This is a genomic window from Pseudomonas sp. TUM22785 (assembly GCF_028198105.1).
Classification (GTDB): Bacteria; Pseudomonadota; Gammaproteobacteria; order Pseudomonadales; family Pseudomonadaceae; genus Metapseudomonas; species Metapseudomonas solani.
Genome location: NZ_CP116239.1, coordinates 5,707,156 through 5,725,601, shown reverse-complemented (window position 1 = coordinate 5,725,601; position 18,446 = coordinate 5,707,156). Strand labels below are relative to the sequence as shown.

The 18,446-nt window shown below is 68.0% G+C and carries 14 protein-coding genes; 4 read left to right on the top strand and 10 right to left on the bottom strand.

The genetic code is table 11. The annotated features are described in order from the left end of the window. Window positions 1-64 precede the first annotated feature (64 nt). Complete coding sequence (locus PI990_RS26050) at window positions 65-3,490, top strand: AAA family ATPase (RefSeq protein ID WP_271661356.1); 3,426 nt, start codon at window positions 65-67, stop codon at window positions 3,488-3,490. A 130-nt stretch (window positions 3,491-3,620) separates the two neighbouring features. Here PI990_RS26050 and PI990_RS26045 read toward each other — a convergent pair whose 3' ends face one another. Further along, a complete protein-coding gene (locus PI990_RS26045; protein ID WP_271658915.1) occupies window positions 3,621-4,520 on the bottom strand; it encodes a LysR family transcriptional regulator in 900 nt (299 codons plus the stop codon). Between the two features lie 110 nt (window positions 4,521-4,630). Between PI990_RS26045 and PI990_RS26040 the strand changes: the two genes are divergently transcribed. After that, window positions 4,631-6,157 carry an MFS transporter gene (locus PI990_RS26040; RefSeq protein WP_271658914.1) on the top strand — a complete coding sequence of 509 codons (1,527 nt, stop codon included), beginning with the start codon at window positions 4,631-4,633 and terminating at the stop codon, window positions 6,155-6,157. Window positions 6,158-6,255: 98 nt separating this feature from the next. Here the strand turns inward: PI990_RS26040 and rlmF are convergent, their stop codons facing one another. From rlmF to PI990_RS26000, 8 genes are all read right to left on the bottom strand, one after another. Then, window positions 6,256-7,251, bottom strand: coding sequence for a 23S rRNA (adenine(1618)-N(6))-methyltransferase RlmF (gene rlmF / locus PI990_RS26035; RefSeq protein WP_271658913.1), 996 nt, complete (start codon window positions 7,249-7,251; stop codon window positions 6,256-6,258). A gap of 78 nt (window positions 7,252-7,329) precedes the next feature. Further along, the gene (locus PI990_RS26030; protein WP_271658912.1) at window positions 7,330-9,159 is read right to left on the bottom strand and encodes an SLC13 family permease; all 1,830 of its coding nucleotides are present in this window, start codon (window positions 9,157-9,159) and stop codon (window positions 7,330-7,332) included. 109 nt (window positions 9,160-9,268) lie between these two features. Then, a complete protein-coding gene (locus PI990_RS26025) occupies window positions 9,269-9,565 on the bottom strand; it encodes a winged helix-turn-helix domain-containing protein (protein WP_184487491.1) in 297 nt (98 codons plus the stop codon). Window positions 9,566-9,578: 13 nt separating this feature from the next. Next, window positions 9,579-10,028, bottom strand: a complete 450-nt coding sequence (locus PI990_RS26020) for a hypothetical protein (RefSeq protein WP_271658911.1) — start codon at window positions 10,026-10,028, stop codon at window positions 9,579-9,581. A 55-nt stretch (window positions 10,029-10,083) separates the two neighbouring features. Beyond that, window positions 10,084-12,933, bottom strand: coding sequence for a valine--tRNA ligase (locus PI990_RS26015; protein ID WP_271658910.1), 2,850 nt, complete (start codon window positions 12,931-12,933; stop codon window positions 10,084-10,086). 109 nt (window positions 12,934-13,042) lie between these two features. Further along, on the bottom strand, window positions 13,043-13,516 hold the full coding sequence (locus PI990_RS26010) for a DNA polymerase III subunit chi (protein WP_271658909.1): 474 nt from the start codon (window positions 13,514-13,516) through the stop codon (window positions 13,043-13,045). A 9-nt stretch (window positions 13,517-13,525) separates the two neighbouring features. Continuing rightward, on the bottom strand, window positions 13,526-13,945 hold the full coding sequence (locus PI990_RS26005) for a DNA polymerase III subunit chi (protein WP_184487495.1): 420 nt from the start codon (window positions 13,943-13,945) through the stop codon (window positions 13,526-13,528). 63 nt (window positions 13,946-14,008) lie between these two features. Next, a complete protein-coding gene (locus tag PI990_RS26000; RefSeq protein WP_271658908.1) occupies window positions 14,009-15,493 on the bottom strand; it encodes a leucyl aminopeptidase in 1,485 nt (494 codons plus the stop codon). A gap of 143 nt (window positions 15,494-15,636) precedes the next feature. Here PI990_RS26000 and lptF point away from each other — a divergent pair, with 143 nt between their 5' ends. Together lptF and lptG are read left to right on the top strand one after the other, a co-directional pair. After that, window positions 15,637-16,755, top strand: a complete 1,119-nt coding sequence (gene lptF, locus PI990_RS25995) for an LPS export ABC transporter permease LptF (protein WP_043240067.1) — start codon at window positions 15,637-15,639, stop codon at window positions 16,753-16,755. Continuing rightward, window positions 16,748-17,809, top strand: a complete 1,062-nt coding sequence (lptG, locus tag PI990_RS25990) for an LPS export ABC transporter permease LptG (protein ID WP_271658907.1) — start codon at window positions 16,748-16,750, stop codon at window positions 17,807-17,809. The genes lptF and lptG overlap by 8 nt, the downstream gene beginning before the upstream one ends. Before the next feature lie 63 nt (window positions 17,810-17,872). On the opposite strand, the gene PI990_RS25985 is transcribed toward lptG, so the two are convergent. Further along, window positions 17,873-18,370, bottom strand: coding sequence for an RDD family protein (locus PI990_RS25985; RefSeq protein WP_031288248.1), 498 nt, complete (start codon window positions 18,368-18,370; stop codon window positions 17,873-17,875). Window positions 18,371-18,446 lie beyond the last annotated feature (76 nt).

The window sequence follows — 18,446 nt, the reverse complement described above, 5'->3', positions numbered from 1 at the left end:
GCCGGACCTGCACGGGCGGGCGGAGAATGCCAGAATGCCGCTCCCATCCCCCGGCGGCTTCTGCATGAAAATCCTCAGCCTGCGCCTGAAGAACCTCAACTCCCTCAAGGGCGAGTGGAAGATCGACTTCACCGGCGAGCCCTTCGCCGGCAACGGCCTGTTCGCCATCACCGGCCCAACCGGTGCCGGCAAGACCACGCTGCTGGACGCCATCTGCCTGGCCCTCTACCACCGCACCCCGCGCATGAGCAGCGTCTCGGCCACGGTCAACGAGCTGATGACCCGCCACACCGCCGACTGCCTGGCCGAGGTGGAATTCGAGGTGAAGGGCGTGGGCTACCGTGCCTTCTGGAGCCAGCGCCGCGCCCGCGACAAGGTCGATGGCGGCCTGCAGGCGCCCAAGGTGGAGCTGGCGCGCATCGCCGACGGCGAGATTCTCACCGACAAGATCAACGACAAGCTCAAGCAGACCGAAAGCCTCACCGGGCTGGATTTCGAGCGCTTCACCAAATCCATGCTGCTGGCCCAGGGCGGGTTCGCCGCCTTCCTCGAAGCCAGCGCCAACCAGCGTGCCGAGCTGCTGGAGGAGCTGACCGGCACCGAGGTGTACGGGCTGATTTCCGAGCGCGTCTACCAGCGCACCAAGGAGGCCGAGGCCAGCCTGGGCCAGCTGCGTGCACGGGCTGAGGGCGTGGAGCTGCTCAACGCGGAGCAGCGCCAGCAACTGCAAAACGAACTCGCCGAACTCAATGGCCGTGAAAGCAGCCTGCACGGCCAGCAGGACAGCCTGCAGCGCCAGCGCCAATGGCGTGAGGCCCTGGCCGGCGCCGAGGCGCGCCAGCTCGCCGCGGTGCAGCAGGGGCAGGACGCCCGGCAGGCGATGGAGCAGGCCGGGCCGCAGCTGCAGCGCCTGGCTGAGAGCGAGCCGGCCGAGCGCCTGCGCCCGCCGCACCGTGACTGGCAGCGCGCCGGGCAGGCCGCTACCGAAGCGGCCGAGGCCCTGGCCCAGGTGCGTGAACAGAAGGCCCAGGCCGCCCGCGAGGTGGCCGACGGCCTGTGGCAGGCGCGGGGCTACAGCCAGCAGCGGCTGGCGGCACTCGCCGCCCGCCGTGATGGGCTGGCCGAGCAACGGGGCCAGGTGGAGGCGCTGCTGGCGGCCAACCCGCAACACGGCCTGCTGGGCGAGCGCCTGGGCGCCTGGCGTGAACAGCTCGGTGCGCGCCGGAACCTGGCGCAGGCCATTGCCCAGTCGCTGGCCCGCCAGCAGCAGGAACGACAGGGCGCCGAGCAACTGGCGCAGCGCATCGTCGGCTTCCAGGCGGCATTGGCGGAAAGCGACCAGCGCCTGGAGCAGGCCCGCGCCGACGAGGCCCAGCGCCATGCCACCCTGGCCGCGCTGCTGGCCGGTGATTCCGAAACCTCCCTGCGCGAGCGCTGGCAGCGCCTCAGCGACCAGGGCCACCAACTCGCCCGCCTGCAGCAACTGGCGGAAAACCGCACGCGCCTGGAGCGGCAACTGGCCGATACCCGGGGTGGCATCGACACCGACAGCCGTGCGCAGGCGGAAAAGGTCGCCGTGCGGGATGCCCTGCGCCTGCAGTTCACCGACCTCAAGCAACAGATCCAGGACAAGGAAAAGCTGCTGGAGCAGGAGCAGCGCATCCTCAAGCTGGAGGCCCATCGCGCCGCCTTGCAGCCGGGTGAGGCCTGCCCGCTGTGCGGCTCCCATGACCACCCGGCCATCGCAGCCTATGGCGCGCTGGATGTCTCGGAGACCCAGGCCGCGTTGCAGGCCAAGCGCGCCGAGCAGGACCAGGTACGCGAACGGGGAGCGGCCCTGAACACCGAGCTGGCCGCGCTGGACGCGCACCTGCGCCAGCGCCAGCAGGACGAGCAGCGCCTGCAGGATGAATTGCAACAGCTGCAGGCGCAGTGGCAGCAGCACTGCACCGCCCTGGGCCAGCCACTGGTCGATGGCCCGGCGGTGGCGGCGGCCCAGGCGCAGCAGCAGGCGGACCTCGCCGCCCTGCAACGCAGCCTGGGTGAGCTGGACGGCCTCAAGCAGGCCGTGGACGCCGCCCGTGGGCAGCGCGAGCAAGCCCAGAAGCACCAGCAGGACGCCATGCAGCAGCATGCGCTGGCGGTGCAGGAACAAGGCGCCTTGCGCCGCCGCGAAGCGGAGAACACCGAGCAACTGAGCCAGCTCCAGGCGCAGCAGGTTCGCCAGGAGTCGGAGCTGGGCGCGGCCTTGGGCGAGCTCGGTTACGCCCTGCCGGAAGACAACGAGCGTTGGCTGGACGCGCGCGACGCCGAGTGGCGCACCTGGCGTGATGCCCAGGTCCTGCAGCAGCGCCTGGAGCGTGACGAGCAACTGCTGCTGGCCGAGCTGCAAACCGCCGAAGGTGCCGCCACGCGCTGGCAGCAGCGCTGGGGCGAGCTGGCGCAGCCCGATGGCACAGCCCTGGCCCCTGTGGATAACCCCGCCACCGCCCTGGAGCAGGCCGAGCAGCGCCTGGCGCTGGCCCAGGAACGCAGCCAGGCGCTGATCGGGCGCGAGCAGACCCTGGCCGAACGGCTGGACACCGCCCGCGCCACGCTCGACGGGCAACGGGCCGCCTGGGAACAGGCGCTGGCGCAGAGCCCCTTCGCCGACGAGTCGCAGTACCTCGCCGCGCTGCTGGACGAGGACGCACGCCACCAGTTGCTGGCCCTCAAGGCCCACCTGGAGAAGGCCTGGACCGAAGCCCAGGCCCTGGAAGCCTCAGCCCGGCAGAGCCTGGCGGAATTGCAGGCGACGCCACAGACCGAGCTGGCCCTGGTGGAGCTGGACGAGCAGCTGCAGGCGCTGCAACTGCAACGACGCGAACTGGCCCAGCGCCAGGGCGAGCTGCGCGGGCAACTGAGCGGCGACGAGCAGCGCCGGCAGAACCAGCAGGCGCTGTTCGCCGAAATCGCCGCCCAGGAAGGCGCCTGCGACCTCTGGCAGCGCCTCAACGGCCTGATCGGCTCGGCCGACGGCGCCAAGTACCGCCGCTTCGCCCAGGGGCTGACCCTGGATCACCTGATCCACCTGGCCAACCAGCAGCTGGAACGCCTGCACGGCCGCTACCAGCTGCGCCGTCGTGCCCTGGGCGAGCTGGAGCTGGAAGTGGTGGACACCTGGCAGGCCGATGTCGCCAGGGACTGCCGCACCCTGTCCGGCGGCGAGAGCTTCCTGGTGAGCCTGGCCCTGGCCCTGGCGCTTTCCGACCTGGTCAGCCACAAGACCAGCATCGATTCGCTGTTCCTCGACGAGGGCTTCGGCACCCTCGACGGCGAAACCCTGGAAGTGGCCCTCGACGCCCTGGATGCGCTCAATGCCAGCGGCAAGATGATCGGTGTGATCAGCCACGTCGAAGCGCTCAAGGAGCGCATCCCGGTGCAGTTGAAAGTGCACAAGGGCGTGGGCATGGGTTACAGCCGCCTGGAGGCGCGCTTCGCCGTCCCATAACTCGGACTTCGGCGCTGAGGTGTTTGTAGTTCGTAGGATGGGTAGAGCGCAGCGAAACCCATGCTGTGATGGGACCGCTGCGCGCTCCTTGGCGACTGAAGTCGCCCTTACAGGTAGAAGAGGCCTGCGTTCACACCTGGCTCTGGTCGAGGAACAGGTGCTCGGCGAGGAAGTCGACGAACACCCGCAGCTTGGCGGGCATCTGCTTGTAGCAGGGCCATAGGGCGCGGAAGTGGGCGGAGTGCTGGTTGCGGTCTTCGAGCACGGCCTGCAGCTGGCCGCTGGCGAGGGCGTCGCGCACGGCGAAGTCGGGCAGGCAGGTGATGCCCATGCCTTCGCTGGCGACGCGGATCAGGGTGTCGGCGTGGTTGCACACCAGGGTGGTGGGCAACTGCGGTTCGCTTTCCCCCGCGTCCAGGCGCAGGGGCCATTTCTGCAGCTTGCCGGTGCTGGGGAACTTGTAGTGCAGGCAGGCGTGCTGCTCCAGGTCGGCCGGCACCCGCGGCGTACCCCGGGCGGCCAGGTATTCGGGCGAGCCCACCAGCTGCAGGTGGAAGGCGCCGAGCTGGCGGGCGCGCAGGCGCGAGTCTTCGGGGATGCCGCTGCGTACCACCACGTCGAAGCCTTCCTCGATCACGTCCACCAGGCGGTCGCTGAAATCCAGGTCCAGCTCGATGCCGGGGTAGCGGCGCATGAAGGCCGGCAGCACCACGGGGAACAGGCCGAGCACCAGGGGCAGGCTGACCCGCAGGCGGCCGCTGGGCTCCTGGGTGTTTTGCGACAGCTCGTGCTCGGCCGCCTCCAGCTCGCCGAGGATGCGCCGGCAGCGCTCGAGGAACAGCGTGCCTTCCACCGTGAGGTTGATGCTGCGGGTGTTGCGGTGGAACAGGCGCACGCCGAGGTGCTGCTCCAGGCGGGCGATGCCCTTGCCCACCGCCGAGGCGGAGATGCCCAGGACGCGGCCGGCGGCGACGAAGCTCTGGCTTTCGGTGACCTGGACGAAGAGGGCGAGGCGGTTGAGGCTTTCCATGGTGCTTCCGATTGAGGACTCAGGATTCCGTTAAGTGCGGAATACTAGCCTGTTTTTCCGCAATTACCGTCGCCATAACCTGCTCCGACTTTCCTTGCGGAGCTTTCGAAATGACTGATTCATCCCTTTCCGACGGCGCTCGCCGCTGGCTGCTGCTGGCCGCCTGCCTGACGGCGGTGCTGATCCCGCTGTGCTTCACCGGCCCGGCGGTGGTGCTGCCGGCCATCAGCCAGGCCCTGGGCGGCTCGGCGGTGGAGCTGAGCTGGATCACCAACGGCTACATCCTCGCTTACGGCAGCGCGATGATGGCCGCTGGCAGCCTGGCCGACATCCACGGGCGCAAGCGCGTGTGGCTGGTGGGCCTGGCGCTGTTCGCGGCGGTGACCCTGGTGATTCCCTTCGCGCCCACGGTGCTGTGGTTCGACCTGTTGCGGGTGCTCCAGGGCCTGGGTGGTTCCGCCGCCTTCGCCGGGGCCATGGCGGCGCTGGCTCAGGAATTTCACGGCCCGATCCGCACCCGGGTGTTCAGCCTGCTGGGCACCACCTTCGGCCTGGGGCTGGCGTTCGGCCCGTTGCTGGCCGGCCTGCTGAGCGACGGCCTGGGTTGGCGCATGGTGTTCTTGCTGCCGGCCCTGTTCGGCATCGCCGGTGCGTTGCTGGTGGCCGTTTGCGCCCGTGAGAGCCGCGACCCCAATGCCCAGGGGCTGGATTGGCCGGGGGCGATCAGCTTCACCGCGATGCTCACCCTGTTCACCTGCGGCACGCTGCTGGCGCCGGAGCACGGCTGGTCGCACCCGCTGGTGCAGGGTTCGCTGTGGGGCAGCCTGGCGTTGCTGGTGGCCTTCGTGCTGATCGAGCGGCGCAGCCCACGGCCGATGCTGGAGCTGGGCCTGTTCCGTCGTGCGCAGTTCGCCGGTGTGCAGCTGCTGGGGGCGTCGCCCGCCTTCGCCTTCGTGGTGCTGATCGTGCTGCTGCCGGGGCGTTTCATCGGTGTGGATGGCCTCAGCGCCGTGCAGACCGGGCAACTGATGATCGCCTTGTCGGCGCCGTTGCTGGTGGTGCCGATGCTGGCGGCCTGGCTGTCGCGCTGGTTCACCGCCGGTGTGCTGTCGGCCCTGGGCCTGGTGCTGAACGCGCTCGGGCTGTTGTGGATGAGCGAGGCGCTGGTGGCCGGGCCGCAGGCCCTGGTGCTGCCGATGCTGCTGGTGGGCGTGGGCATCGGCTTGCCCTGGGGCTTGATGGACGGGCTGGCGGTGAGCGTGGTGGAGAAGGAGCGGGCGGGCATGGCCACCGGCATCTTCAACACCGTGCGGGTGTCCGGCGACGGCGTGGCCATCGCCCTGGTCGGCGCGTTGCTGGCCGCACTGATGCTGGTGGCCCTGCCGGCTTCAGCGGTGGCGCCGCCGCAACGGGTCGCCGCCGCCAGCCATGCGGCCCTGGGCGACCTGGCCCAGGCCGCGGCGATGCTGGGTATGGACCGGGCGGCGTTGCTGCCGGGCTATGACGCGGCGTTCCGCACCCTGCTGCAGGTGCTGGCGGCGGTGACCGGGCTGACGGCGGTGCTGGTGTTCGCACTGCTGGGCAGGGTGCGCACCCATGAGCCGGAGGCAGCGGGAGAGGTTCCCTGTGAGGCGTAGCCGTGCGGGTGGAGCACGCTTCATCGGTCCACCGTCGGTGTGGCCGGTAACGCCTACAAGAGCATCGCGAATGAATTCGCCCACAGGGAAGGAGCGGATCAGGCGGGCCAGCGTTCCTTGCGCCAGGCGCGGCGCTGGTTCTTCTGGAGGTAGGTCCAGGCGACGAAGCGGCTTTGCTTCTGGCCCTGGGCCATGTGCACCACGCGGATGTCGGTGGCGCCGAGGGCCTTGAGGCGCTCTTGCAGGGGCGCGACGTTGCTCGCCTTGGACACCAGGGTGCTGAACCAGAACACCTGCTGGCCGAAGGCGGCGCTTTCGTCGGCCATGCGGGCGATGAAGGCCGCTTCGCCGCCTTCGCAATGCAGCTCGTTGGACTGGCCGCCGAAGTTGAGCACCGGCAATGCGCGGCTCGGGTCCTGCTTGCCGAGGTTCTTCCACTTGCGTCGGCTGCCGCTGCGGGCTTCGTCCAGGGAGGCGTGGAAGGGCGGGTTGCACAGGGTGAAGTCGAAGCGTTCGTCGGCTTGCAGCAGGCCCTGGAAAATGTGCTGCGGGTGTTCCTGGCGGCGCAGCTCGATGGCGTCGCCATATTGCGGGTTGGCGGCGAGGATCGCGGCGGCGGAGTCCAGGGACTGCGCGTCGATGTCGGCACCGACGAAGCGCCAGCCGTAGTCATGGTGGCCGATCAGCGGGTAGATGCAGTTGGCCCCGACGCCGATGTCCAGCCCGCGCAGGCCGGGGCCCTTGGGGATCACGCCGTCATGGGCGGCGCCCAGCAGGTCGGCCAGATGGTGCAGGTAGTCGGCGCGACCGGGGATGGGCGGGCACAGGTAGCCGGCGGGGATGTCCCACTGGCGGATGCCGTAGAACTGCTGCAGCAGCGCGCGGTTGAAGACCTTGACCGCCTCGGGGTTGGCGAAGTCGATGCTTTGCTTGCCGTAGGGGTTGAGGATGACGAACGCGGCCAGCTCCGGGCTGCCTGCGATCAGCGCGGGGAAGTCGTAGCGGCCCTGGTGGCGGTTGCGCGGGTGCAGCGGCGCCTTGCTCCCTTCGGACGGCTTGGCCGGTGCGGTCTTGCTGGGCGGTTTGCTGGGCATGGCGAGGTCCGGGAACGAAGGGCAGGCGCGCATTATTCACAACCCGCCGGGTTTGGCCAGCCGCCGTCGGGCGGCCGGTCAGAAGGGCAGGAGCCAGGGCACCAGGAGCACGGTGACGATCATTACCAGCAGGGTGAAGGGCACGCCGACCTTGACGAAGTCGCCGAAGCGGTACTGGCCGGGACCGAGCACCAGGGTGTTCACCGGTGAGGAGATGGGCGTCATGAAGGCGGCCGAGGCGGCCAGGGCCACGGTCATGGCGAAGGGCTGCGGCGAGACGCCGAGCTGCTGGGCGGTGGCGATGGCCACCGGGGCCATGAGCACGGCGGTGGCGGTGTTGGAGATGAACAGGCCGATCACCGCGGTGAGCACGAACAGCGCGGCGATGACCAGGCGCGGCGTGGCATCGCCCAGCAACGCCACCAGGCCCTGTACGGCGAGGCCGATGCCGCCGGTCTGCTGCAGGGCGTGGGCGAAGGGCAGCATGCCGACGATGAGGATCAGGGTGGGCCAGTGGATGGCGCGGTAGGCGCTGTCCAGGTCGATGCAGCGGAAGGCACCCATCAGCAGGCAGCCCACCAGCGCGGCCATGACGTTGGGCACCAGGCCGCTGACCATCAGCACCACCATCACCGCCAGGCTGAGCAGGGCGTGGGGCGCCTTGTGGGCGGTGGGGGCCACTTCGTCCACCTCGGCGGGCAGGCTGAGCACCAGGAAGTCGCGGCCCTGGGCCTGCAGGCGGTGGATGTCCTTCCATTCGCCGGCCACCAGCAGGGTGTCGGAGCCCTTGAGCTTTTCATCCACCAGCACGCCTTCGAGGGGACGGCCATGACGGCGCAGGCCGACGACGTTGAGGCGGTGGCGGCTGCGGAAGCCCAGTTCCTGGATGGTTTTGCCCGGCAGCTCCGATTCCGGCGGCAGGGCGACTTCGGCCAAGCCCAGCTGGTGGGCGTGCAGGCTGTAGTAGGAGGCGTTAAGGGGCATGGGCTCCAGGCCCAGTGCGTGGTAGGCGCCGAGCAGGCCGATGGCGGGGCTGGCGAGGTCCACCAGCAACACGTCGCCGGGCTCCAGCTGGGTGTTGCCGGTGGCCATCAGCAGCAGGGTGCGGAACTTGCGCTGGCGCTCGACGGCGATGACGTTGATGCCGTATTCGCGGCGCAGCTCCAGCTCGTTGAGGGCCTGGCGCGCTAGGGGCGAATCGGCACGCACCCGCAGCCGGCGTTCGCGCTCGCTGAGGTGGTAGGCGCCGGCCAGGTCGGCGAGGGTCAGGCGCGGGGCGGCGGTGCTCTGGTCACGGGTGTCGCGGCCGAGCCAGTGGCTGGCGACGAGCATGTAGAGCACACCGAGGACCAGCACGGCGAGGCCGATGGGCGTGGGGCCGAAGAAGCCGAAGCCGTCGAAGCCGGCGCGGCGCAGTTCGCTGTGCACCACCATGTTCGACGGCGTGGCCACCAGGGTGAGCATGCCGCTGATCAGGCCGGCGAAGGCCAGGGGCATCATCAGCCGCGCCGGGGGGATCTTCAGGCGGGCGGCGACGCCAAGTACCACGGGGATGAAGATGGCGACGATGCCGGTGGAGCTCATCACCGAGCCGAGCCCGGCGACGCTGAGCATGAGCAGCACCAGCAGACGCGTCTCGCTGCTGCCGGCGCGGGCCACCAGCCAGTCGCCCAGGCGGTAGGCGATGCCGGTGCGCACCAGGCCGTCGCCGATGATGAAGAGCGCGGCGATCAGCACCACGCTGGGGTCGCTGAAGCCGGCCAGGGCCTGCTCGGTGGTGAGCACGCCGCTCAGCGCCAGGGCGACCAGGGCCAGCAGGGCGACGGCGTCCATGCGCGGGCGGTTGCGCACGAAGAGGGTGACGACCACCAGCAGCAGGCCGAGTACCCAGAGGAGTTGCGGGGTCATGGCTGGGGCTCCTGGATGGGGTGTGGCCGTTGCACCGTAGCCCGGGTTTCAACCGGAGGAGTTTCCCGGGCTGAAGCCCGGGCTACGTCTGTTTACGGGCGTGATTCTGTCAGGGGTAGCCGAGGGTGGCCTTGATCTGTTGCAGGTTGGCGGCGATCCAGTGCTTGTCGATGGCGCCCCAGTCGCGGATCACGTAGTGGCCGGCGTTGTTGCGGGCGCCTTCGTCCTGCTGGAACTGGCAGTCGATGTCCAGGTCGGCGAGGGCGGCGAGGGTGTCCTGGGCGGTGCGGCGGGGCATGCCGGTGGCGTCCATCAGGGCGGGGACGCTGGCGGCGGTGCCGCTGTCGATCAGCCAGGCGACGTAGAGGCGGCGGTAGAAGCTGGTCTTGGTCTTGCTGGTTTCCATGGGGGCTCCGGGTTCAGGGCGCGCGATGGCGCAGCACGCGGTGGCGGTTGGCGAAGAACAGGTGCAGGAACAGCCGCACCAGCGGGGCGCCGAACCGTGGCTCGACGGTGAGGCGGTCGATCACCCGGGTGCCGCTGCCCTGTACTTCCAGGCGGCGTTCGTGGCGCCACAGGCGCATGCCGGTCATGGGGGATTCTTCGACGAAGCCGACGCCGGGGTTGAGCTCGCGCAGGGTCAGCCGCGAGGTGCCCAGCGGCAGAAAGCCGAACAGCCAGAGGTGGCTGGTGAACAGCGGCTCGCCGGGCTGGAAGGCGAGGTCTTCGAGGTTGCGGATGCCGGCGGGCACGGTCATGCGCAGCCAGGGGCGCATTTCCTCGCGCAGGCGGTCGACGTCGGTGATCCAGCTCCAGGCCTGGCCGGGGCTGACGGCGAGGGTGGATTCGAAGCGCAGTTCGATGGGCATGTCTTCCACGTCCCTATGAAAGAGCAAGGCCCGCCGATTGGCGGGCCTTGTGGGCTTACAGGTTGGCGATCTTCTCGCGCTGCTCGGCCAGCTTGGCCAGGGCCTGTTCGGCTTCGGCCAGCTTGGCGCGCTCCTTGTCGAGCACTTCGGCCGGGGCCTTGGCGACGAAGCCTTCGTTGGCGAGCTTGCCGCCGACGCGCTTCACTTCGCCGTCCAGGCGCTGTATTTCCTTGTCCAGGCGGGCTAGCTCGGCTTCCTTGTCGATCAGGCCGGCCATAGGCACCAGCACCTGCAGGTCACCCACCAGGGCGGTGGCGGACATGGGGGCTTCTTCGCCGGCAGCGAGGACGCGGACCGATTCGAACTTGGCCAGCTTGTTCAGCAGCGGGCCGTTGTCGGCGAGGCGGCGCAGGTCTTCATCGCTGGCGTTGGCCAGGACCACGTCGATGCGCTTGGCCATGGAGATCTTCATCTCGCCACGGATCTGGCGCACGCCGAGCATCAGGGTCTTGACCCATTCGATGTCGTCTTCGGCGGCCGCGTCGATACGGGCTTCGTTGGCCACCGGCCAGGGTTGCAGCATCAGGGTGTCGCCGATGACGCCGGCCTGGGCCTTGATGCGCTGCCAGATCTCTTCGGTGATGAAGGGCATGAACGGGTGGGCCAGGCGCAGGATGACCTCCAGCACGCGCACCAGGGTGCGGCGGGTGCCACGCTGGCGCTCGATGGGGGCGTTTTCGTCCCACAGCACCGGCTTGACCAGCTCCAGGTACCAGGAGCAGTACTCGTCCCAGACGAATTCGTAGAGGGCCTGGGCCGCGAGGTCGAAGCGGAAGGCGTCGAGCTGGCGGGTGACTTCGGCTTCGGTGCGCTGCAGTTGGGAGATGATCCAGCGGTCGACCGAGGACAGCTCGACGGCTTCGCCGTTGATGCCGGTGTCCTGGCCGTCGGTGTTCTCGGTGACGAAGTTGGCGGCGTTCCACAGCTTGTTGCAGAAGTTGCGGTAGCCCTCGACGCGGCCCATGTCGAACTTGATGTCGCGGCCGGTGGAGGCCAGCGAGCAGAAGGTGAAGCGCAGGGCGTCGGTGCCGTAGCTGTTGATGCCTTCGGGGAACTCGACCTTGGTCTGCTTGGCGATCTTCTCGGCCAGCTTGGGCTGCATCATGCCGCTGGTGCGTTTCTCCAACAGGGCGTCGAGGGTGATGCCGTCGACGATGTCCAGCGGGTCGAGGACGTTGCCCTTGGACTTGGACATTTTCTGGCCCTGGCCGTCACGGACCAGGCCGTGGACGTACACGGTCTTGAAGGGGACCTGGGCGCTGCCGTCGTCGTTCTTCACCAGGTGCATGGTGAGCATGATCATCCGGGCGACCCAGAAGAAGATGATGTCGAAGCCGGTGACCAGCACGTCGGTGGGGTGGAAGGTCTTGAGGAAGTCGGTCTGTTCCGGCCAGCCGAGGGTGGAGAAGGTCCACAGGCCCGAGCTGAACCAGGTGTCGAGGACGTCGTCGTCCTGGCGCAGGGCGATGTCGCCCAGGTTGTGCTTGGCGCGGACTTCTGCTTCGTCGCGGCCGACGTAGACGTTGCCGGCTTCGTCGTACCAGGCCGGGATGCGGTGGCCCCACCAGAGCTGGCGGCTGATGCACCAGTCCTGGATGTCACGCATCCAGGAGAAGTACATGTTTTCGTACTGCTTGGGCACGAACTGGATGCGGCCGTCTTCCACGGCGGCGATGGCGGGTTCGGCCAGGGGCTTGGTGGAGACGTACCACTGGTCGGTCAGCCAGGGTTCGATGACGGTGCCGGAGCGGTCGCCCTTGGGCACCTTGAGGGCGTGGTCGTCGATCTTCTCCAGCAGGCCGAGGGCTTCGATGTCGGCGACGATGCGCTTGCGCGCGTCGAAGCGGTCGAGGCCGGCGTAGGCGGCGGGCAGGCTGCCGTCGAATTCGCCGTTGACGCTGCCGTCGATGTGGAACACCTGGGCGGTGGCGAGCACGGCGGCGTTCTTGTCGAAGATGTTGATCAGCGGCAGGTCGTGGCGCTTGCCGACTTCATAGTCGTTGAAGTCGTGGGCCGGGGTGATCTTCACGCAGCCGGTGCCGAACTCGGGGTCGCAGTAGTCATCGGCGATGATGGGGATGCGACGGCCGACCAGGGGCAGCTCGACGAACTTGCCGATCAGGGCCTTGTAGCGCTCGTCTTCCGGGTGCACGGCCACGGCACTGTCGCCGAGCAGGGTTTCCGGACGGGTGGTGGCGACCACCAGGTGGTCCTTGCCGTCGGCGGTCTTCAGGCCGTCGGCCAGCGGGTAGCGCAGGTTCCACAGGTGGCCCTTCTCGTCGTGGCTTTCCACTTCGAGGTCGGAAATGGCGGTGTGGAACTTGGTGTCCCAGTTGACCAGGCGCTTGCCACGGTAGATCAGGCCATCCGCGTGCAGGCGCACGAAGGCTTCCTTGACCGCTTCGGAGAGGCCGTCGTCCATGGTGAAGCGCTCGCGCGACCAGTCGACGGAGGAGCCGAGGCGGCGGATCTGGCGGGTGATGGTGCCGCCGGACTGTTCCTTCCATTCCCAGACCTTGTCGAGGAACTTCTCGCGGCCGAGGTCATGGCGATCGACGCCCTGGGCGGCCAGCTGGCGCTCTACCACCATCTGGGTGGCGATGCCGGCGTGGTCGGTGCCCGGCTGCCACAGGGTGTTGCGACCCTGCATGCGGCGGAAGCGGATCAGCGCATCCATGATGGCGTTGTTGAAGCCATGACCCATGTGCAGGCTGCCGGTGACGTTCGGCGGTGGGATCATGATGGTGTAGGACTCGCCGGAGCCTTGCGGGGCGAAGTAGTTGTTCTTCTCCCAGGTCTGGTACCAGGAGGTTTCGATGGCGTGGGGCTGGTAGGTCTTGTCCATGGTGCGGCGGGACCGTGTCGGCAACTGATCGGAAAGCCGCCGAGTATAGCGGCTGCGGGTACAAGCCCCAAGCGTGGGGCGCGATGGGGCGGCGCGAGGCGCGCACCGGTCAGCCGCGGCGGGGCGGCTGGGGCAGGAGGCGGGTCAGGCGGGCGCTGAGGCGGCGCTTGAGCTCGGCTTCTATCTGGGGCACGAAATCGTCGATGACGTCTTGCAGGATGAGTTGCGCGGCGGCGCGCAGCTCGGTGTCCAGGCGGCTGAATTCCTGGGCGCTGGCGGCTTCGGCGCTGCGCTGCAGGGCGGACTGGATGGGTGTGGTGCTCGGTTGCTCGACCCGCGCTGCAGGTGCGGGGGCGGGCTGCATGGCCGGCGCCGGGCGCGGGGCGACGGGCTCGCTGCCCAGCGGGGTGAGCTCGAAGGGCGGCGGCTCGACGATTTCGGAGAGCAGGGGGATGCTGTCCGGGTCGACGGACTCGGTGAGCAGGGGCGGCTCGCTGCTGGTGTGTTCATCGAGCAGGGCGCGGATCGACTCGAGGTCGTCGAGCAGGTGAGCGGGTTTTTGCGGCGGTCTGGAGTTGTCCATGGGGCGTACTTAGAGTTCGACTCGCTTTGGATCATAGCCGCGCTGGCGATAGGTCCGGAAATTCTCACGGCAGGCGGCCAGCAGCGCCGGCTCCTGGTTGACGATCTCGATGATGCGGCTGAAGCGTTCGAGATGCGGCGAGAGGCTGGCGTCGAGGTTGATCAGCAGGCCCTGGGCGGCTTCGGGCTGTTCGTTGGCGCCGATCACCACCGGTGCTTGCGGGTCGTCTTCATGCTGGCTGTGGGGGATGAAGGTTTCGGCCTTGAAGCGCCACATCAGCTCGTCCAACTCGTTGCCCTGGGCCTTGTCGGCGCAGCGCACGAACACCGGCAGGCCATGGCGCCAGGCCTTGCTCGCCAGCTGGCAGGCGGCGCGCAGGCGGTCCGCCGGGCTGCTGGAAGAAAGGACGTAGAACTCGACGCGGGTCATGGCTGGGTGTTCCTGAGGTGGGGCGGGTGCCCGGCGGCCTGTGCCGCCGGGCGATGCTGCAGTTTACACGCGGTCCAGCAGGTACTGGGTGAGCAGGGGCACCGGACGACCGGTGGCGCCCTTGTCCTTGCCACCGCTGACCCAGGCGGTGCCGGCGATGTCGAGGTGGGCCCAGTGGAACTTCTTGGCGAAGCGCGACAGGAAGCAGCCGGCGGTGATGGTGCCGGCCTTGGGGCCGCCGATGTTGGCGATGTCGGCGAAGGGGCTGTCGAGCTGCTCCTGGTATTCGTCGAACAGCGGCAGCTGCCAGGCGCGGTCGTCGGCGTATTCGCCGGCCTTGAGGATCTGCTTCACCAGGCCGTCGTTGTTGCCCATGAGGCCGGAGACGTTGCTGCCCAGGGCGACGATGCAGGCGCCGGTGAGGGTGGCGATGTCGATCACCGCCTGGGGCTTGAAGCGCTCGGCGTAGGTGAGGGTGTCGCACAGCACCAGGCGGCCTTCGGCGTCGGTGTTGAGGATTTCGACGGTCTGGCCGCTCATGGTGGTGACGATGTCACCGGGGCGGGTGGCGCCGCCGCTGGGCATGTTTTCGGCGCAGGCCAGCAGGCCGACTACGTTGATCGGCAGCTGCAGCTCGAGCAGGGCACGGAAGGTGCCGAGCACGCTGGCGGCGCCGCACATGTCGTACTTCATCTCGTCCATGCCGGCGGCGGGCTTGATGCTGATGCCGCCGGTGTCGAAGGTGATGCCCTTGCCTACGAGGGCATAGGGTTTGTCGTCCTTCTTGCCGCCCTGGTAGTTGAGCACGATCATCCGCGGCGGCTGGTCGCTGCCCTGGGCGACGGCGAGGAAGGCACCGGCGCCAAGCTCCTTGAGCTTCTTCTCGTCCAGCACTTCGACCTTGAGGTTCTTGTGGGCCTTGGCCAGTGCCTTGGCTTCCTCGGCGAGGAAGCTGGGGTGGCAGAGGTTCGGCGGCAGGTTGCCGAGGTCCTTGGTGAAGGCCATGCCGGTGGCGATGGCCTGGGCATGGGCGCTGCCACGCTCGACGTCGGCGACTTCGGCCTTCTCGGCCAGCAGAGTGATTTTCTTCAGCGCCGGGGCATCGGCCTTGGTGCTTTTGAAGCGGTCGAAGCGGTAGGTGCCGTCGGCCAGGGTTTCCACCAGCAGGCGGGCCTTGCCGTAGGCGTCGCGGCCCTTGACCGCGAGTTCGCCCAGGGCCAGTACGGCGTCGCTGCCGCCAAGGCCCTTGAGCGCGCCGTTGACGGCGGCGGCGACCTTGCGGAACTGGCGGTCGCCGAGTTCACGTTCCTTGCCCACGCCCACCAGCAGCACGCGGTCGGCCTTGAGGTTGGGCAGGCTGTGCAGCAGCAGGGTCTGGCCGACCTTGCCGGCGATATCGCCACGCTTGAGCAGGGCGCTGATCGCGCCACCGGTGGCGCCATCCAGTGCGCTGGCGGCGGTGCCCAGTTTGCGGCCTTCGCTGACGGCGACGACCAGGGTGGCGGTTTTCAGGGTTTCGGGACGAGCGCTTTTGACGAGGAATTCCATGACGTATGTCCCCAAGACAAAGAGTCGGGATTGCAGGATATAATGCCGGCCATTTTTCAGTGGTCCGCCGGTTCGGCGGGCTGGCCACAAAGCGGCTAGTTTGAGCGTAGCCGCCTGAGCCTGACAACCCTGGAGTGTCTGGTTTGATTGTCTTCCGTTATCTGTCCCGCGAAGTCCTGGTCACCCTGAGCGCCGTAAGTGCGGTGCTGCTGGTGATCATCATGAGTGGTCGCTTCATCAAGTACCTGGCCCAGGCCGCGCAAGGCGTCCTGGACCCGGGCGTGCTGTTCCTGATCATGGGCTTCCGCCTGCCGGGCTTCCTCGAGCTGATCCTGCCGCTGGGTTTGTTCCTCGGTTTCCTCCTGGCCTATGGCCGGCTCTACCTGGACAGCGAGATGACCGTGCTCGCCGCCACCGGCATGAGCCAGCAACGGCTGATGGCCTACAGCCTGGCGCCGGCGACCCTGGTGGCACTGCTGGTGGCCTGGCTGAGCCTGGGCCTGGCGCCCCAGGGCGTGGCCCAGGTGGCGCGCATCCTCAATGAGCAGGACGCGCTGACCGAGTTCGACACCCTGGTGCCGGGCCGCTTCCAGACCATGAAGAACGGCACGCGGGTGACCTACACCGAGAGCCTTTCGGCCGACCGTGGCGAGCTGGGCGGGGTGTTCATCTCCGAGAAGCGCCTGTCGCAGAACAACAAGGAGCGTGGCATCGGCGTGCTGGTGGCGGAGAAGGGCAGCCAGGTCATCCACAAGGATGGCAGCCGCTACCTGATCCTGGAGAACGGCTACCGCTACGACGGTAACCCGGGTAAGGCCGACTACCGTGCCATCAAGTACGAGACCTACGGCATCCTCCTGCCCAAGCCGGAAATCAGCGGCGAGATCGGTGAGCGCGAGGCGATCCCGACCTCCGAGCTGATCGGCAGTGACAATCCGCGCTACCAGGCCGAGCTGCAATGGCGCCTGTCCATTCCGCTGCTGGTGTTCGTGGTGACCCTGCTGGCGGTGCCGCTGTCGCGGGTCAATCCGCGCCAGGGCCGCTTCCTCAAGCTGCTGCCGGCGATCCTTCTTTATATGGCTTACCTGTCCTTGCTGATCGCTGCGCGCGGCCAGCTGGACAAAGGCAAGATCCCCATGGCGCTCGGCCTCTGGTGGGTGCACGGGATGTTCCTGCTGGTGGGCTTGTCATTGCTTTACTGGGAGCCGTTGCGGCTGAAGTGGGCAGCTCGTCGTGATGCCCGTGAGGTGGCCCATGGTTAGGTTGGATCGTTATATCGGCACCAGCGTGTTCTTCGGCATCCTCGCGGTGCTGGGGGTGATAGTCGGGCTGGCGCTGCTGTTCGCCTTCATCGATGAATTGGGCGATGTGGATGGCTCCTACGGTGTGCTGGAAGCGGCCACCTATGTGCTGATGACCACGCCGCGCCGGGTTTACGAGATGCTGCCGATGGCGGCGCTGATCGGCAGCCTGATCGGTCTTGGCGGCCTGGCCAGCAGCAGCGAGCTGACCATCATGCGTGCGGCGGGCGTGTCCATCGGACGCATCGTCTGGGCGGTGATGAAGCCGCTGCTGGTGCTGATGCTGGTGGGCGTGCTGATCGGCGAGTACGTCGCGCCCTGGAGCGAGAACCTGGCACAGGGCAACCGCGCCCTGGCGCAAGGCGGCGGTGAGGCGCAGAGCGCCAAGCGCGGCCTGTGGCACCGTCAGGGTAACCAGTACGTGCACATCAACGCCGTGCAGCCCAATGGCGTGCTCTATGGTGTGACCCGCTACGACTTCGACGGCGAACGCCATATGCAGTCGGCGAGCTTCGCCCGGCGCGCCCTGTACCAGACCGATCACTGGCAACTGGAAGATGTTTCCACCACCTACTTCCGCGGTGACCACACCGAAGTGGTAGACGCGGCGAACGAGCGCTGGGATATCGAGCTGAACCCGCAGCTGCTGGGCACGGTGGTGATGGAGCCCGAGGCCCTGTCGATCACCGGCCTGTGGCGCTACACCCATTACCTGGCGGACCAGGGGCTGAACAACGGCCGCTACTGGCTGGCGTTCTGGACCAAGGTGCTGCAGCCGCTGGTCACCGGTGCGCTGGTGCTGATGGCGATCTCCTTCATCTTCGGCCCGCTGCGCTCGGTGACCCTGGGGCAACGCGTGTTCACTGGCGTGGTGATCGGCTTCGTGGTACGGATCAGCCAGGACCTGCTTGGCCCGTCCAGCCTGGTGTTCGGCTTTTCGCCGCTGCTGGCGGTGCTGATCCCTGCGGGTATCTGCGCCCTGGCCGGTGCCTGGCTGCTGAGGCGCGCGGGGTAGTTTCCCCGGGCATGAAAAAGCCGGCTGCGAGCCGGCTTTTTCTTGGGCGCGATTCGGGTGGCGCTACTTCTTGTGGATGTTCTTCGGCAGTTGGACGACCTGGCTGTCGGAGTACATGTCGTGCCAGCTGCGCTTCTGCTTGTCGACGATCATCCACAGGAAGCCGAGGCCGAAGCACAGCCAGGAGCCGATGGCGACCACGAAGCGCAGCAGGGCCTGCCACAGGCTGATGGCCGAGCCGTCGCGATTCTGGATGCGCACGCCCCAGACCTGCATGCCGAGGGTTTGGCCGCCGCGCATCCAGAACTTGCTGAAGAAGGCGAAGAGGCTGAGGAACAGCAGGCTGGAAAGCACCGGGTCGCCGATCAATGCGCCCTGTTCGGCCATCTGCCGCAGGCGCTCGCTGCCGAAGATCGCGCGCAGGATCGCCTGCTGATAGAAGAGGGTGACGACCATCATCAGGGCAACGCAGAGAAGGAAGTCGTAGAAGATTGCAGCGAAGCGGCGGATCGGACCCGCGACGGGGAAATCGCCTTCGGGACGCAGTTTCTGGTTCGGCATGGAAAGCCCTTGCAAACGTGGGGTCGCGACATTCTAAGGGCTGGGCTCCATAGAATCACGGGCATAAAAAAACCCC

Coding starts and splice junctions, on each gene's coding strand:
- PI990_RS26050 (WP_271661356.1), top strand. CDS start 65: ATGAAAATCCTCAGCCTGCGCCTGAAGAACCTCAACTCCCTCAAGGGC.
- PI990_RS26045 (WP_271658915.1), bottom strand. CDS start 4,520: ATGGAAAGCCTCAACCGCCTCGCCCTCTTCGTCCAGGTCACCGAAAGC.
- PI990_RS26040 (WP_271658914.1), top strand. CDS start 4,631: ATGACTGATTCATCCCTTTCCGACGGCGCTCGCCGCTGGCTGCTGCTG.
- rlmF (WP_271658913.1), bottom strand. CDS start 7,251: ATGCCCAGCAAACCGCCCAGCAAGACCGCACCGGCCAAGCCGTCCGAA.
- PI990_RS26030 (WP_271658912.1), bottom strand. CDS start 9,159: ATGACCCCGCAACTCCTCTGGGTACTCGGCCTGCTGCTGGTGGTCGTC.
- PI990_RS26025 (WP_184487491.1), bottom strand. CDS start 9,565: ATGGAAACCAGCAAGACCAAGACCAGCTTCTACCGCCGCCTCTACGTC.
- PI990_RS26020 (WP_271658911.1), bottom strand. CDS start 10,028: ATGCCCATCGAACTGCGCTTCGAATCCACCCTCGCCGTCAGCCCCGGC.
- PI990_RS26015 (WP_271658910.1), bottom strand. CDS start 12,933: ATGGACAAGACCTACCAGCCCCACGCCATCGAAACCTCCTGGTACCAG.
- PI990_RS26010 (WP_271658909.1), bottom strand. CDS start 13,516: ATGGACAACTCCAGACCGCCGCAAAAACCCGCTCACCTGCTCGACGAC.
- PI990_RS26005 (WP_184487495.1), bottom strand. CDS start 13,945: ATGACCCGCGTCGAGTTCTACGTCCTTTCTTCCAGCAGCCCGGCGGAC.
- PI990_RS26000 (WP_271658908.1), bottom strand. CDS start 15,493: ATGGAATTCCTCGTCAAAAGCGCTCGTCCCGAAACCCTGAAAACCGCC.
- lptG (WP_271658907.1), top strand. CDS start 16,748: ATGGTTAGGTTGGATCGTTATATCGGCACCAGCGTGTTCTTCGGCATC.
- PI990_RS25985 (WP_031288248.1), bottom strand. CDS start 18,370: ATGCCGAACCAGAAACTGCGTCCCGAAGGCGATTTCCCCGTCGCGGGT.